General features: G+C 36.2%; 18 protein-coding genes and 1 riboswitch. Of the genes, 9 read left to right on the top strand and 9 right to left on the bottom strand.

The window, feature by feature from the left end; all coding sequences use genetic code 11:
- The first annotated feature begins 48 nt into the window (after window positions 1-48).
- Entirely contained in the window at window positions 49-942 is an 894-nt protein-coding gene (locus tag CWO92_RS17170; RefSeq protein WP_233269736.1) for a D-alanyl-D-alanine carboxypeptidase family protein, read from the top strand.
- Window positions 943-1,012: 70 nt separating this feature from the next.
- On the opposite strand, the gene CWO92_RS17175 is transcribed toward CWO92_RS17170, so the two are convergent.
- From CWO92_RS17175 to CWO92_RS17195, 5 genes are read right to left on the bottom strand one after another with little or no spacing between them, the layout of a single operon-like run.
- Window positions 1,013-1,312, bottom strand: coding sequence for a spore coat protein (locus CWO92_RS17175; RefSeq protein WP_101355439.1), 300 nt, complete (start codon window positions 1,310-1,312; stop codon window positions 1,013-1,015).
- Window positions 1,296-1,526 carry a hypothetical protein gene (locus CWO92_RS17180; RefSeq protein ID WP_101355440.1) on the bottom strand — a complete coding sequence of 77 codons (231 nt, stop codon included), beginning with the start codon at window positions 1,524-1,526 and terminating at the stop codon, window positions 1,296-1,298. The genes CWO92_RS17175 and CWO92_RS17180 overlap by 17 nt, the downstream gene beginning before the upstream one ends.
- A gap of 18 nt (window positions 1,527-1,544) precedes the next feature.
- Window positions 1,545-2,681: a zinc-dependent alcohol dehydrogenase gene (locus CWO92_RS17185; protein WP_101355441.1), complete on the bottom strand. Its 1,137-nt coding sequence runs from the start codon at window positions 2,679-2,681 to the stop codon at window positions 1,545-1,547.
- A gap of 18 nt (window positions 2,682-2,699) precedes the next feature.
- Complete coding sequence (locus CWO92_RS17190) at window positions 2,700-3,068, bottom strand: spore coat protein (protein ID WP_101355442.1); 369 nt, start codon at window positions 3,066-3,068, stop codon at window positions 2,700-2,702.
- 16 nt (window positions 3,069-3,084) lie between these two features.
- A complete protein-coding gene (locus tag CWO92_RS17195; protein WP_101355443.1) occupies window positions 3,085-3,330 on the bottom strand; it encodes a spore gernimation protein GerQ in 246 nt (81 codons plus the stop codon).
- 231 nt (window positions 3,331-3,561) lie between these two features.
- Window positions 3,562-3,675, top strand: a riboswitch (SAM riboswitch).
- Between the two features lie 162 nt (window positions 3,676-3,837).
- Here CWO92_RS17195 and CWO92_RS17200 point away from each other — a divergent pair.
- From CWO92_RS17200 to CWO92_RS17230, 7 genes are all read left to right on the top strand, one after another.
- On the top strand, window positions 3,838-4,854 hold the full coding sequence (locus tag CWO92_RS17200) for a methionine ABC transporter ATP-binding protein (RefSeq protein ID WP_101355444.1): 1,017 nt from the start codon (window positions 3,838-3,840) through the stop codon (window positions 4,852-4,854).
- Window positions 4,844-5,512 carry a methionine ABC transporter permease gene (locus CWO92_RS17205; protein WP_101355445.1) on the top strand — a complete coding sequence of 223 codons (669 nt, stop codon included), beginning with the start codon at window positions 4,844-4,846 and terminating at the stop codon, window positions 5,510-5,512. Before CWO92_RS17200 ends, CWO92_RS17205 begins: the two co-directional genes overlap by 11 nt.
- Window positions 5,509-6,360: a MetQ/NlpA family ABC transporter substrate-binding protein gene (locus CWO92_RS17210; RefSeq protein WP_101355446.1), complete on the top strand. Its 852-nt coding sequence runs from the start codon at window positions 5,509-5,511 to the stop codon at window positions 6,358-6,360. The genes CWO92_RS17205 and CWO92_RS17210 overlap by 4 nt, the downstream gene beginning before the upstream one ends.
- Window positions 6,361-6,400: 40 nt before the next feature.
- Window positions 6,401-7,591 (top strand): M20 family metallopeptidase, encoded by a 1,191-nt coding sequence (locus CWO92_RS17215; protein ID WP_101355447.1) that lies wholly within the window; start codon window positions 6,401-6,403, stop codon window positions 7,589-7,591.
- Between the two features lie 510 nt (window positions 7,592-8,101).
- Window positions 8,102-8,878, top strand: coding sequence for an SDR family oxidoreductase (locus CWO92_RS17220; RefSeq protein WP_101355448.1), 777 nt, complete (start codon window positions 8,102-8,104; stop codon window positions 8,876-8,878).
- Between the two features lie 20 nt (window positions 8,879-8,898).
- A complete protein-coding gene (locus CWO92_RS17225) occupies window positions 8,899-9,225 on the top strand; it encodes a hypothetical protein (protein WP_101355449.1) in 327 nt (108 codons plus the stop codon).
- Between the two features lie 40 nt (window positions 9,226-9,265).
- A complete protein-coding gene (locus CWO92_RS17230) occupies window positions 9,266-10,363 on the top strand; it encodes an alpha/beta fold hydrolase (RefSeq protein WP_235851628.1) in 1,098 nt (365 codons plus the stop codon).
- Between the two features lie 620 nt (window positions 10,364-10,983).
- Here CWO92_RS17230 and CWO92_RS17235 read toward each other — a convergent pair.
- The gene (locus CWO92_RS17235) at window positions 10,984-11,448 is read right to left on the bottom strand and encodes a DinB family protein (protein WP_101355450.1); all 465 of its coding nucleotides are present in this window, start codon (window positions 11,446-11,448) and stop codon (window positions 10,984-10,986) included.
- A 55-nt stretch (window positions 11,449-11,503) separates the two neighbouring features.
- Window positions 11,504-11,920 carry a metallothiol transferase FosB gene (fosB, locus tag CWO92_RS17240; RefSeq protein ID WP_101355451.1) on the bottom strand — a complete coding sequence of 139 codons (417 nt, stop codon included), beginning with the start codon at window positions 11,918-11,920 and terminating at the stop codon, window positions 11,504-11,506.
- Window positions 11,921-12,067: 147 nt separating this feature from the next.
- Here fosB and CWO92_RS17245 point away from each other — a divergent pair, with 147 nt between their 5' ends.
- Window positions 12,068-13,030: an LCP family protein gene (locus CWO92_RS17245; protein ID WP_101355452.1), complete on the top strand. Its 963-nt coding sequence runs from the start codon at window positions 12,068-12,070 to the stop codon at window positions 13,028-13,030.
- Between the two features lie 72 nt (window positions 13,031-13,102).
- Here the strand turns inward: CWO92_RS17245 and CWO92_RS17250 are convergent, their stop codons facing one another.
- On the bottom strand, window positions 13,103-13,558 hold the full coding sequence (locus CWO92_RS17250) for a GNAT family N-acetyltransferase (protein ID WP_101355453.1): 456 nt from the start codon (window positions 13,556-13,558) through the stop codon (window positions 13,103-13,105).
- The gene (locus CWO92_RS17255) at window positions 13,559-14,179 is read right to left on the bottom strand and encodes a LysE/ArgO family amino acid transporter (protein WP_101355454.1); all 621 of its coding nucleotides are present in this window, start codon (window positions 14,177-14,179) and stop codon (window positions 13,559-13,561) included. It abuts the gene before it with no gap.
- Window positions 14,180-14,666: the final 487 nt, after the last annotated feature.

The following is a 14,666-nucleotide window of genomic DNA, read 5'->3' on the forward strand; positions in this document are numbered from 1 at the left end:
TTTCCTTTAAAGTTATGATAGGAAATGTTTCAGGGGAGTGAACGATACTTGAAGAAAATCATCATACTTTTAGTTATTTTAGGTGGTATCTATCTATATCAACATTTTGATGTGTTTCATAACACAGGTGGGAACGATATCCATGCTAACCCGGTAAATTTGTCCATACAGGGAGAAGCGGGAGTTCTAATGGATGAGGATAACGGAAGCATATTATATGCCAAAAATGAAAATAAACGGCTATATCCAGCAAGCACTACGAAAATAGTAACAGCAGTTGTTGCCCTTGATAAAGGTAATCTGAATGATCAAGTACAAGTAGGGAATGAAGTGAACTTAAAAACTAGGGACGAAAGCACTGCAGGCTTAAAACAAGGAGACGTGATTCCTTTAAAGATTCTTCTGAGGGCGATGCTATTGCCATCCGGAAATGATGCGGCAAGAACAATTGCTATTTATATAGCTAAAAAAGATAGCGGGAACTCCAATATGAGCCCTGAGGAAGGAATTCGCTATTTTGCGGGGCTAATGAATCAAAAGGCAAAGGAATTAGGGGCAACTCATTCACACTTTGTCAATCCTCATGGACTTCATGATCCTAGACATTACTCTACTGCCAAGGATCTTGCTATAATAGCGCGAGAAGCAAGAAAAAATCCCGTATTTCGGGAAATTGTGAGCGAAGAAACATACAAGGATGCATCATTCACCTTTTACAATCGGAATGAACTTGTAAATAGGAGCAGTAGCAACTTTTTTCAAGGTGCAGACGGGATAAAAACAGGTTTTACCGATCAAGCAGGGCATTGTTTAGTATCATCTGCGACAAGAGATGGAAAAAACCTTATCTCAGTTGTACTGCATTCGAGCAAGGAAGGAGTCTATACAGATTCAACAGCTCTCCTTAATTATGGATTTCATCGTGAATATGCTAGTAAATAGAAATGGAACACTATAGCTAGATTTAGGAACAGCTTATTTAGTAAGATTTTAAACTGTTCCTATACATTTTCTAGAGAGTAGGTAAGTTCAATGCCGTATTAATATTGCCTAAATTTATATTCAATTGTTCGTTTGTATCCCATGCGTGGTACCAGCCTTTTTCGGCCATATAACTAGAAATTTGTTCGTGCATATCTAATGCTGCCTCTAAATGACGAGTTAACATCTCCTTAATTTCAGGCGTGCCTGCTTCCGTAACTGCCATGGCATAATTTCTAACTCCGCTTTTTGCTGAGATTAATAAATCCATTGCAACGATTTGATCCGACAGTGCATCCATACCAGTAAATTTTTCAATGATTGGATTCATGCTGTTTACTCAACTCCTCATTATTGCTTGTCTTAGATAAGATGGAGGCATATTCCTGTAACTGTCTAGTAGTTAAATCAACATCTTGTTGCATAATATCTTTTAACTTTTCGTCGGTAACTAGGGCCTTCATAGTTTTAGATTTAGTTAAACAAACTGTCTTAAATGCTGCCAATTCTTGAACCTCAAGAACTTCATGTAATGCATATTCCACTTTTTTCACCTCCGTCTACTAAGGTTTCAATACGACTTTTATACAATTATCCATTTTTGTGTCAAAAATCTCATAACCATGCCTTGCTTCACTAAGGGGAAGTACATGACTCACAACATCACCAGGATCAATTTTTCCAGTAGAAACCAATTCAAACATATACGGCATATAGTGAATAACAGGTGCTTGTCCTGTACGGATGTTCACATTGCGATTCATAATATCTCCCATTGGAAATGCATTATATCTTCCGCCATAAATGCCAGTAACTTGGATGGTGCCGCCTTTTCGCACTGCTTGTGAAGCGACAATAAACGCACTAAAGGCTCCACTTTGAAGCTTTAATCCACTGGCAAGGAACTCCATGTCTGTCATCTTTCCATCCATCCCCACCGCATCGATGACTACATCAGCCCCGCCTTTAGTCATTTCCTTCAAGAAATTCCCTACGTTCTCATGGTTTTCAAAGTTCACAATCTCTACTTTATTTGTTCGTTTAGCATGCCGCAAACGATACTCGACATAATCTACAGCAATTACTCGTTTTGCCCCTTTTAACCAACAAAATTTTTGAGCAAAAAGACCAACAGGACCGCAGCCCAAAACAATTACTGTATCGCCGTCCTTAACACCTGCATTATCAACACTCCAAAATCCAGTAGTCATTGCATCCGCAATAACTGTCAACTTTTCATCAGGTTCCTCACAAGACTCTGGGATTTTAAAATGAGTAAAATTAGCAAACGGCACTCTCAAATATTCAGCTTGTCCGCCTGGATATCCCCCTGTTGTACCCGAGTATCCGAAATAGGCTCCCATCTCTCCATTGTCGTTTGCATTATCACATTGACTTTCCAAATGGTTTTTGCAATAAAAGCATTCTCCGCAAGCAATATTAAACGGGATAATAACACGATCTCCCTTTTTTAGTTTCGTTACACCTGAGCCGACCTCTTCGACGATTCCCATTGGCTCATGCCCAATTACATAGTTTTCTTGCAGGTTAGGAATCATACCGTGAATTAAATGTAAATCGGAACCGCAAATAGCCGTACTTGTTACTTTTATGATCATGTCATCGGGTTTTTCAATCCTTGGATCTGGCACTTCCTTTACTGCCACATTTTTTATACCTTGATAGGTGACTGCTTTCATCCTATACAACCTCCATCTTTAGTGTTCATCCGGCGCTCGGTCGAACATCCCTTTTCTGTTGGTGTCAACAGGAAATAGATTCATTTTGCCAATCATCAATGTATTGTTGGCAGAGAGTTGATCAAGCTTATACTGCTCACTTAGTTCATAAGGATGGAACCATTTTTTTTCAATCATTAGTTCCGTAATTTCTTGGTGCATAGCAATGCCTTGCATTAATTGTTTTCTTAAGGCCGCTCTAACATCAGGTGATGCCGATTCTGTTAATGCAACAGCAAGATTTCGAACACCTTCTTTGGCGCGTAGGAGAAAATCCATTGCAAATGTGGTATCTGCTAGCTCCGGCATGTGTAATGAATTTATAGGGTCTAAATAGTCATTATTCAATGGGGTTTTCTTCCTTTCAATTTATGATTGGTGTTGGCCGGTTTTGTGGAACAGGAGCTTCAAAAGGAGCACGTTCATAGATTATCTGTAGTTCTTCTAGTGCTTTCATGGATTGTTCAACATCTTTTTGCATTAATGCTTTTAAGTCTTGATCAAAAACTAAGCCTTGCATTAGTTTTGATTTTGCTATGCAAAGCGTCTTAAAATTTATAATTTCATGTAAATCTAAAGACTCATGATGGGCTAATATTTGATTATCCATTTTCTGTTAACCTCCTTTTTACCTAAATACAATGGTATTGTTCCAAATTTTTAATGAATCATTCTTTTTTCGTCTATCTAAAAACATAAATATCTACTTTATGGAAAAATCATATGTGATTGATGTATGATTCTCTAGATTTGTTCATATATAAAAAATAATTCTTGACTTATTGTAAAAATGGCAATATTATTAGTCTTACAAGTTCAAAAATTTAATAAAAACAGCTATTACTTATCCAGAGAGGTGGAGGGACTGGCCCAATGAAACCTCGGCAACGGGTTTGCTTTATGCAAATACCGTGCTAATTCCTGCAAATCGAGTGAACGATTTGAAAGATAAGAAGTAGAACGGCTTATATATAAACCCTTCTTCTTATCTTTGCATGGATAAGAGGAAGGGTTTTTTTGATTTTTGATAGAAATCTCACGAAATGAGGCAATTGAATTCAAAAAGCCGAGTTTACTTATCAGTTTACTAAAATAAAGATTAAGGAGGTATGGTTGTATGATTAAAATAAAAAATGTTTCCAAGGTTTACCCTGGAAAACCGCCAATACATGCATTAAAAAATATAAATTTAACAATCGAAAAGGGAACGATCTTTGGAATCATTGGTTTTTCTGGGGCAGGGAAAAGTACTTTAATCAGATGTTTAAATAGATTAGAAGAACCGACCGAAGGAACGATACATCTTAACGGATTGGACTTAATGGCTTTGAATGAAAAGGAATTGCGAAAAACACGCAGGAAAATTGGAATGATCTTTCAGCATTTTAACTTACTATCGGCGAAAACAGTCTTCGATAATATTGCAATGCCGCTATATCTCGAAGGTAAAAAGAAAAAAGATGTTGAGGAAAAAGTAAGGGAACTAACTGATTTTGTGGGATTAACTGGTAAAGAAAATGTATATCCCGGTCATCTTTCCGGCGGACAAAAGCAACGCGTCGGTATTGCAAGGGCATTGGTTACCGATCCAGATATATTGCTTTGTGATGAGGCAACATCCGCTTTGGACCCCGAAACAACGAAAAATGTGTTAGAGCTTTTGCGAAAGGTAAACAAAGCATATAACCTTACGATTGTTTTGATAACACACGAAATGAGTGTTATCCGGGACTTATGTGACAAGGTAGCTGTAATTGATAATGGTGAAATTGCAGAAGAGGGCTCTGTTTACGAAGTCTTTACCAACCCGCAAAAAACGATTACTCGAAATTTTGTAAATACGGTATTGCAAAATGAAGTTCCATCTAATCTTTCAAAAGCTCTTACAAACGGAAAGTTTTATCGACTTATCTTTTTGGGTGAGCGGGCAGCAAACCCATTATTATCTGAGGTATCTAAGAGATTTGATATTCATTTAAATATTTTATATGGGTCCATAACAGAGTTGCAGGATAAACCATATGGAAACCTGTTTGTTGCTCTGGATGGGTCACAGGAAGAAAGTAGAAAGGCCATTCAATATATATTAGAAAATGGTGTGGATGTGAAGGAGGTTATCCCACATGGAGCTTAATTGGGAGTTTTTCTGGCCGCAATTTTGGCAGGCATGTCAAGAGACGTTTCTAACGGTTCTAGGTTCTTTCATTTTTGGAACCATTATCGGCTTGCCATTGGGCATTATTCTGGTGGTGACAAGGCCAGGGCATATTATGGAAAATAAAGCGGTATTTACAGTGCTGAATACGATTATTAATATCGTTCGTTCTGTACCATTTATTATTTTACTGGTTGCAATTATACCATTTACGAGGATTGTAACAGGAACATCCATCGGAGTAGCTGCTGCGATTGTCCCGCTATCTGTATTTGTAGGTCCTTATTTAGCAAGATTAATAGAAAACTCTATGCTTGAGGTAGATAAGGGAGTACTCGAAACGGCATATGCAATGGGGGCAACAAAATTTCAGATTATCACAAAGTTTATTTTGCCTGAGGCCATTCCCTCTTTAATTCTATCCTTTACCACTGCGACAATCGGTTTAATTGGGTCGAGTGCAGCAGCAGGTGCTGTTGGGGCTGGAGGGCTTGGTGATTTAGCCATTACATATGGATACCAACGCTTTATTACCATCGTAATTGTAATAACAGTTGTATTGTTAATCGTTCTTGTTCAAATAATTCAAAGTTTAGGAAATGCATGGTCAAGACATGTGAGGAGGAAAAGAGGATGAAAAAGTTTTTTGTTATTTTTGCAGCACTTGTTTTAACGGTTTCAGTTTTATCAGCTTGTGGATCTAGTTCCGCATCTTCAGAAAATGGAAAAACACGTACGATTAAAATTGGTATTAATGGCGACGACAATGATTTATGGAGAATCATTCAAAACCAAGTGAAAGATGATGGTATCAAGTTAAAAATTATTTCTTTCTCGGATTATGTGCAGCCAAATACAGCATTAAATGACGGGAGCCTTGATTTAAATGCGTTTCAAACGATCACATATATGAATCAGTTTAAGAAAGAACATAATCTGGATATTACGGCTATTGGTTCAACCGTAATTGCACCGATGGGATTATACTCTCATAAATACAAAAAGTTAAGTGATATTCCAAATGGTGCTACCATTACTATTCCAAACGATGTTACAAACGCTGGTCGTGCTCTTAAACTATTACAATCGGCTGGGCTTATTAAGCTAGTAGATAATTTCGATCCAAAAGGAACAATTGACCAAATTAAAGAAAATCCAAAACATTTAGTGATTAAACCAATTGCAGCTGGACAGACCGCTAGATCATTAGATGATGTTGCTGGAGCAATTATCAACAATGGTTTCGCCGTACAGGCAGGACTAGATCCATCTAAAGATCCGCTTTACAAAGAAGATCCAAATGATAAAGCTGCAATGCCTTATATCAATGTTATTGCATCACGCACAAAGGATAAAGACGATAAAGACTTTTTGAAAATTGTGAAGGCATACCAATCAAAAGAAGTACATGATTACATTATTAAACGTGATAAAGGTGCTACCGTACCAGTTAATATTTCAATCGATAAAATTAAGAATCTATAATTTTTCATTAATCGCTAAATAATTGAAGGGAGAGTTTGAGATGACAGTTCAAGTAGAAACACAAAGAGAACAAATTGTGAGGAATATAGAGGATTCCAAGGAATTATATATAAGAGCAAGTCATCAAATTCATGAAAAACCGGAGATTGGAAATCAAGAGTTTTTTGCTTCTGAAACCTTGACGGAAATACTGGAAAAGGCTGGATTTAATGTTACGCGAAATGTGGCAGGACATGAAACAGGGTTTATCGCTAGAAAATCTGCATCCAAACCAGGTTCTAAAATTGCCTTTTTAGCAGAATATGATGCTCTTCCTGGTTTAGGTCATGCATGTGGCCATAATATCATTGGAACAACGAGTGTTGCAGCAGGTATTGCGCTGGCTGACGTAATAGAAGAAACAGGTGGAGAGGTCGTTGTGTTTGGGACCCCAGCTGAAGAAGGCGGTCCAAATGGCAGTGCAAAAGGCAGCTTCGTTAAACACGGGTTATTAGAGGGAATTGACGCAGCGTTAATGGCACATCCAAGCGGGAAAACAGGATTGTCCAGTCCGTCATTAGCGGTAGATCCTTTGGATTTCCATTTTTACGGAAAAGCTGCCCATGCTGCAGGGGCTCCGGAAAAGGGAATAAATGCTCTAGATGCTGTAATCCAATTATTCAATGGAATTAATGCCCTTCGCCAGCAGTTATCGCCAGAGGTTCGTATCCACGGAATTATTACTCATGGCGGAGATGCGCCAAATATTATTCCTGAATATGCATCCGCAAGATTTTTCATACGGGCAACTACTTGGAAACATACAGAGGAGGTTTCAGGTAAAGTTCGCAATATTGCTGAAGGCGCAGCATTAGCAACTGGTTGTACCGTTAAAATTGAAAGGTTCCAAAATGAAGTCCATGATTTCATCATTAATCACACACTAGATGAAATAGTAGAGGAAGAATTAACCTTGCTAGGAGAAATTGTGGAAGGAAAAGATAGCGGCATTGGTTCAACGGATGCAGGGAATGTCAGCCATGTTGTTCCGACTACACATGCTTATATCAAAATTGGACCAGATGATCTCGTTCCGCATACAAATGAATTTCGCGAAGCGGCTGGCTCTGAGCAAGGAGAGCATGCTTTAGTAACAGCTGCAAAGGCATTAGCATTAACAGGTTATCGTTTATTAACAGATAAGGAATTATTAGAAAAGGTTCAGAAGGAATTTCAAGAAACAGATAAATAAGTTAGGTTGGAATACTCATTTAATAAGAGGCAGATTTTTGCACAAATGGTTTCATATATGAAATCTTTGTGCCTTTTTTATGAGGAGAAATGTGTCTAACTGGCATAAATTCGATAACTATATTTAGGAATTATACCAATAACAGTAACAAATTTGCATGACTGACATTTGTGATTAATTGGTTAAAGGGAGATTTTGCCACTATAAATATTAGGATGATTCCATTTATTAATAGAATAACTTTATGGAAAAAAAGCGGTCATATTAATCATGATTGCTTTTTTATTTTTCAACTTCCCGATGCAGAAATGAAGTAGCTAACCAGGGCAATGTTCCTATTACTCAATGCTCTTATTCAATAAAAAATATGCTTAAGGCAAAAATATCATTTCTTGCACTACCTTCATTGAACTTTACTATAATATAAAGAATTTAAAATATGACGAAATGGATGGGGAAATTTGGCGGTAAAAATATTCTCGTAGCTAATTGTAAAAGGAGTTGATGCATGTGGGAATAAATCATCTTTTTAATCTAGCTGGCAAAACAGCTATTGTTACAGGTGGAGGAAAGGGTTTAGGTGTAGAAATGGCTAGTGCACTTGCTTCCGCCGGAGCAGATGTGGTTGTATGTTCAAGAGATCTAGAAGCGTGTCAAATAGTCGCTAACCAATTAAAAAAATATGGTGTAGACACTCTAGCCTTTAAATGTGATGTAACTAACCAAAAGGAAATTGAAAATGTAGTGAAAAAAACGATCAAAGAGTTTGGAAGCATAGATATTTTAATTAATAATAGCGGAACATCGTGGATGGGACCTGCTTTAGAATTGCCTGAGGAAAAATGGGACAAAGTCATGGGGGTAAATGTAAAAGGGGTATTTCTTTTTAGTCAGGCCGTAGCAAAGGAAATGATAAAGCAAGGTAGCGGAAAAATTATTAATATCTCATCTGTTACTGGGTTTGGTGGCACACAACCGGAATTATTGGATACGATAGCCTACAATACGAGTAAAGGTGCCGTTATGACATTCACAAAAGATTTGGCCATTAAATTAGCACGTCATAATATTCAAGTGAATTCCATTGCACCTGGATTCTTTCCTACTGAAATAAGTAAAAAGGTAATAGATAACGCTAATTCCTATATTCTAAGTCAAATACCTTCAAGAAGATTTGGGAAGGTGGAAGACTTACACGGGGCGACTGTCTTCTTGGCCTCAAGAGCGTCAGATTATATGATAGGGCATGTTTTAGTAATAGATGGTGGAATAAGTAGTTTAGTCTAAGATGAAAGGATGAAGATATAGTGGAGAAGAATGAGCAAGTGGAACTTTATAAGGCTATAAAATTAACTGGCTTTAAAGTTGAGCAAGAACTAAATAATTGGATTAAGGATCAGATTAACCACACGAAATTTGTGCAAGGAACAAACATTGCCGGCAAGTACTATGTTCACGTAATGAAATGCGTTCAAAATAGCATGGGGCATTTGTTCTCTAATTTAAATATACCATCGAAACAAGACGTTACTAATATAGGTAAATTGGTTTTGCAAGTGGAGGAAAAAATAGATAAGGTAGAAGATCAAGTATTATTACTTCAGCAAAAAGTGGAAGGGTTAGAAAACGGATAGGTCACAACTTGTCTTTATGAAAAAGGAGATGGATTAACTAGTGGATAAAAAGGATGAGCATCCAAATAGCTTGGAAGCGAAGCCAACTGATTTAGTAATTGCAAATATAAATGTAACTAAAGAATATGTAAGGTGGAATGGCTTTTTCAGCCATTGGACAGAAAGTGAACTAATGCAAGAAAACACACCAAGGGAAGCAATCTGGAAGAAAAACAAGGCTACATTATGGTACTATCCTACCTCACAGAAGAAATATAAAACTCCATTATTTTTAATCTATTCTCTAGTTAACAAGCCATTTATATTAGATTTATTACCTGGTGAGAGTGTTATACAATCATTTGTTAAAAATGGCTTCGATGTTTATCTATTAGATTTCGGGATTCCTAGAGATGAAGATAGTGATATCACTGTCGATCATTATATAGTAGATTATATCCAGCGAGGAGTAACTAGGGCGCTTCATCATTCTAGTGCCGAAAAAATAAGTATTGTTGGTTATTGTCTTGGAGGAACTTTAGCTTCGGTATATACGGCAATATCTAACGAACCCATCGAAAATTTAATTTTAATGGTTGCTCCTATTGATTTTCAGTATTTTCCTTCGTACGACCAATGGGTTGCAGCGTTAAGAGCTGAGTTAATAAATGTAGATGATTTAATCGATTACTATGGAGTAATCCCAGCAGAATTTGTAAAGTTTGGAGTAAGGTTACTTACATCACCAGTTTACTTAAGTCATTACCTATCTTTATTAAATAGAGCTGATGATCCAAATTATGTACTTAGATGGAGACTTTTTAATAAGTGGACAAAAGAACATATTCCATTTGCAGGGGGGGCAATGAAACAATTAATCAATGACTTTGTAAAGGAAAATAAATTGATCAAAGGAGAGCTTATGATACGTGAGAAAAAGGTTAATTTAAGCAACATTAAGGCTAACCTTCTCGTTGTTTCCTCCAATCTAGATCATCTTGCCCCTAAAGAACAAAGCATACCTATTATAGATCTCGTCTCAAGTCAGGATAAAACGTATAAGCTCCTCCAAGGCGGTCACACTCATTTAATTGTAAAAGATAATAAACTTCCAGATTATCTGGAAGAATGGTTGCCTCAACGTTCAGATCCACTTTAATAACGTAGTTCGATACTACTACAGTCCACCAAACTAATCCATACAAGCATCAGTGAATAAAGAAGTTATATCTCTCATGAGGGAAAATAACGACGATAGGAGAGAATTATATGTATATACTTTATTCAAGTAAGTGGAGAAATGTTGAACCGTATATCGATTATTTGGGGTTTGCTAGCATTGTCTATCATGATTTTCTTATAATTCAACACTCAATAATAAATTAATCTTATATCAACTCCATTCCCATCAGCGGATTGGAGTTTTTTTATTAAAAATAATAATTTTTATTAAATAGATTATATTGATGATAATGTAAACATAATTGCACAGTCTTTTCACCAAAGCGAAATTTCATTATTAAAAAAGATGAATGGAGTACAATTCCCTTTGCCTCTGCGTAGGATTGGTATGTAATATATCAACTAATATCAAATTAGATGCATAAGTATTTCTGCTATTTATGGTGCTAAACGTACTGTGTTTTAGTATGTTTAGCACACCTGTTATTAATTTTGCCACCACAGTACCAGAACTTCTTACTTGGAAAAGAAAGGACCCTTTAGCTTAAATAATACCTTCTTCTAGTTTAATTCGGTAATACTGTATTTAAATATTGCTTAGCAATTCAAAAATCTCTTCATCAACTTAATCGTTTCCGTATGCATTCCTTCATGATAAATGGTGCGAACGAGAACCTGTGCAATGGTATGCATTCCAAGCTCTGTAGGAGAAAATTCTTCTTCTAAGCGATTTCCGTAAAGCTTCCTAATCATTTTTGGCTGTTCCGCTAATAATTTTTTTAGCTCTTCTAATCGAGGTGGTGGAGTTACCCAGTCTGCAGGTTTTGTACCAAAGCCAAACCAATCTTGAAATCCTTCTGGAACAGGGATAGATTCTTTCGTAACAGCCTTAATCCAAAGATATTGATCAAAATAAATATGCCCTAGATTCCAGCGAATATTATTATGGAAGCCTTCTGGTACAATGTCTACTTGCTCGTCTGTTAAGTTTGTAATTAAATGAAGCGTTTCTTGCCTAAAAGATTCTAATTGATTAAATAAGATTTCATGTCTTTTTAACATTCTCCAACCACCCACCTTTAATAATTCTGAACTTTCACATTAATATACTATCATTTTAAATATAAAACTTCATGTGTTTTTTTTCTTCTTTATAGTAAGATAATCGGTCTTCCAATGTACCTGTATGAAGTTCAAACTTATGCCCATCCGGATCGGTAAAATAAATAGATTTGTGATCTTTTTCGTCGCGAGTTCTACCTGGGAGAATAGTAACCTTTAATTTTCGAAATTTCGACAAATATTGTTCGATTTCGTGTTCTTCAATAGAAAAGGCTATGTGTGTATAGGAATAATGAATTTCATCCCGGGGGATATCCTTTTCCTCATTCAGTGCTAACCACAGCCCGTTTAAGTTAAAATAAGCGGTAGTATGCCCTTTTACAAGCAGTTTTGCATTAAAAACTTTTTCGTAAAAATCAATAGATTTCTCCAAATTTGATACTGAAAATAGAAGGTGATTTATCCCTTTCATTTCAAACACATCCTCTAAAGGTAACTTTCCCCTATTATATCAACAGAAATTGGAGGGATGACAAATTTCCATTTTTCATTAATAATAAAAAGGTCATGAAAAATTTATCGGTATTCAAATTTCTATTATAAAAAGTTGAGGGATACTATGGTTACAAGACTTGATAAAAAAACAAGAAGGAAAAAGAGAAGAAGAAGAATTCTCCTCTTATTTATATTTTTGATTATTATAGCATTGGCGGGATGTGCCGTTTTTCAATATTATTCAGGTACCAAACAAGCAGGCGAAGATGGATTTAAAAAAGAGAATTATGAGTTTCATGGCAAAAAGGACGCTAATGGAAAGATAAACTTCTTATTACTAGGAGTCGATCAGCGTAAAAATGAAAAGTCTCGTACAGATTCCATGATAGTTGCACAATACGATCCAAAAAATAAAAAAGTGAAGCTTATATCCTTAATGAGGGATATGTTTGTTGAAATCCCGGGTTACAAAAACTATAAATTAAATACTGCATTCTTCCTAGGTGGACCGGAATTACTGCGTCAGACTATTAAGCAAAATTTCAACCTAGATGTACAGTATTATGTAATGGTCAACTTTAAAGGCTTTGAAAAAATTGTCGACACGCTCGCACCGAATGGAATTGAAATAAATGTAAAAGAGGAAATGTCAAAGAACATTGGGGTTACATTGCATCCGGGTCTCCAAAGACTAAATGGTAAAGAGTTATTAGGTTATGCAAGGTACCGACATGATGCTAAAGGAGACTTTGGCCGTGTGGAACGACAACAAGAAGTTATTCAAGCATTAAAGGATGAAGTATTGAGCGTAAATGGATTTGCTAAGGCGCCGAAGCTATTAGGAACAATTGAGCCATATATTCAAACAAATATGGATACTAGTGATGCCATTGCGTTGGTAAGTGAATTTTTACTAAAACGTCCAAAAGATATAGAAACCTTGACCGTTCCTGTTCAAGGTGCTTATCAAAACGGATATGTATCCTATGACGGTGCTGTTCTAGAAATTGATAAAGAGAAAAATCAGCAAGCCATCGAAGACTTTTTAAATGGCAATAGCAGTACAGCAAATAGCTCAAATCCTTAAAAAAAAGCTAGTCTTCTTTAAAAAGAGGACTAGCTTTTTACGTTTGGAATCAGAATTTAAAAGCACCATAATTTAGGAATAAATTTTTTCAAGGCAAATAATAAAGATATTCGCTGAAATCTCTATTTTGTTAAATTCCTTGAATCCAAAAGTACCATACAACTTTATTGCTGGAACATTTTGTTCTCCGGTAGAAACCACGAATCTATGAATATGCTTATAGGTTTCAAAAATAAACTGCACTAGTTGTTTGCCAATACCTTGGCGGAAGTAGGCGGGATGAACCACGAGTCTGCATATTTGCAGATGTTGTTTGTTTTCCTCCACCGAAATAACTCCTGCTAATTTTCCTTCCTTCCAATAGCCATAAAATGTTTCTTCACTCCCCAAAATAGAATCGACGGTATCATGCAAGGGAGGTATATCGTGAAAGTTCATTAAATTTGCCTCTACCCCATAAGCAGGAAGTTGTACATGTAAGATTTCCTCAGCTATTTTTTGATTATCGATTTTCAATAATGCAATCAATTAACCCACTTCCTTTAATAATTCTATTCCCATATAAATCGCAACACCCCAAATTATCAGAGCAGAGATTTTATTTAAAATGGTTAGGGTCTTCCCGGTTTGGTCCAATCTTTGCAATAGTTTTCCTGCAATCGCTAAACCAGAAAACCAAATCCAAGAGACAAATATCGTGGCTATAGTAAATGCCCATTTATCGATACCATGGTAATGAAGTGAATTGGTCCCAATAACCCCAATTGTATCTAGTATAGCATGGGGATTTAATAGGGAAACCGAAGCAGCATAAGCAATCTGCTGTTTCGCTGACAACCGTCCTTGGTTATTTTGTTCGACAGTACCTTCGCTTCTCCAGATTACCCAGCCCATATATAGAAGAAACAAAAAGCCGACTGTAAAAATGGTTATCTTTAGCCATCCAAAGGTCAAAACGACTACGGATACACCTAAGACGGCAGCACTTATTAAAAGGGTATCGCATAAGGAAGCGGTAAGAATCACTGGAAGAGTTCTTACTAATGTCTTCTGACTTGCCCCTTGATTAAAAACAAATACATTTTGGACACCTAAAGGCAAGATGAGGCCAAAGGCAAGAAGAACCCCATGTATTATTGCTTCAGTCATCATTATTTCCTCCACGTTTAGCTAATAGAACAATATTGTAAGATGGGAAAAATCATTTCTTAATCTTGTTTTATTCATACAATATTTACAATATGGCGAAAAAACTTATGTAAAACTTCTTCGTAAATAAAGTCATGAATGCAACCTTTTCTCCGCTTTACACTATTTACATTCTCTATGAAGTTATGTTTTTCCTTGTCATTTATGATATGAAATCATCTATATGATAATTTCCGAATATTTTCGACAAACAATATAAAAACACCGTCTAATCTTATAGAATCGCTTAATTTGCAGTGGATTTAAAGGTGAATTCATATTTGAGATTACTTGAAGTGGAGTGATCGTTATAACCATGACAATCAAAAGCAACATCCAGATACTGCTCATATGAAAGAGGGGATGAAATAAAACGAGCTGCCTTGAAGTGTTTTCCCGCAAAGGGTTGGATAGCACAAAAAAGAGTATGATTGTAGGCGAAACACTG

The organism is Heyndrickxia camelliae, assembly GCF_002844575.1.
Taxonomy (GTDB): domain Bacteria; phylum Bacillota; class Bacilli; order Bacillales; family Bacillaceae_C; genus Margalitia; species Margalitia camelliae.

Excerpts from the sequence above, each read along its gene's own strand:
- CWO92_RS17245 (WP_101355452.1), top strand. The coding sequence starts at position 12,068 with ATGGTTACAAGACTTGATAAAAAAACAAGAAGGAAAAAGAGAAGAAGA.
- CWO92_RS17235 (WP_101355450.1), bottom strand. The coding sequence starts at position 11,448 with ATGTTAAAAAGACATGAAATCTTATTTAATCAATTAGAATCTTTTAGG.
- CWO92_RS17195 (WP_101355443.1), bottom strand. The coding sequence starts at position 3,330 with ATGGATAATCAAATATTAGCCCATCATGAGTCTTTAGATTTACATGAA.
- CWO92_RS17215 (WP_101355447.1), top strand. The coding sequence starts at position 6,401 with ATGACAGTTCAAGTAGAAACACAAAGAGAACAAATTGTGAGGAATATA.
- fosB (WP_101355451.1), bottom strand. The coding sequence starts at position 11,920 with ATGAAAGGGATAAATCACCTTCTATTTTCAGTATCAAATTTGGAGAAA.
- CWO92_RS17185 (WP_101355441.1), bottom strand. The coding sequence starts at position 2,681 with ATGAAAGCAGTCACCTATCAAGGTATAAAAAATGTGGCAGTAAAGGAA.
- CWO92_RS17200 (WP_101355444.1), top strand. The coding sequence starts at position 3,838 with ATGATTAAAATAAAAAATGTTTCCAAGGTTTACCCTGGAAAACCGCCA.
- CWO92_RS17205 (WP_101355445.1), top strand. The coding sequence starts at position 4,844 with ATGGAGCTTAATTGGGAGTTTTTCTGGCCGCAATTTTGGCAGGCATGT.
- CWO92_RS17175 (WP_101355439.1), bottom strand. The coding sequence starts at position 1,312 with ATGAATCCAATCATTGAAAAATTTACTGGTATGGATGCACTGTCGGAT.
- CWO92_RS17255 (WP_101355454.1), bottom strand. The coding sequence starts at position 14,179 with ATGACTGAAGCAATAATACATGGGGTTCTTCTTGCCTTTGGCCTCATC.
- CWO92_RS17210 (WP_101355446.1), top strand. The coding sequence starts at position 5,509 with ATGAAAAAGTTTTTTGTTATTTTTGCAGCACTTGTTTTAACGGTTTCA.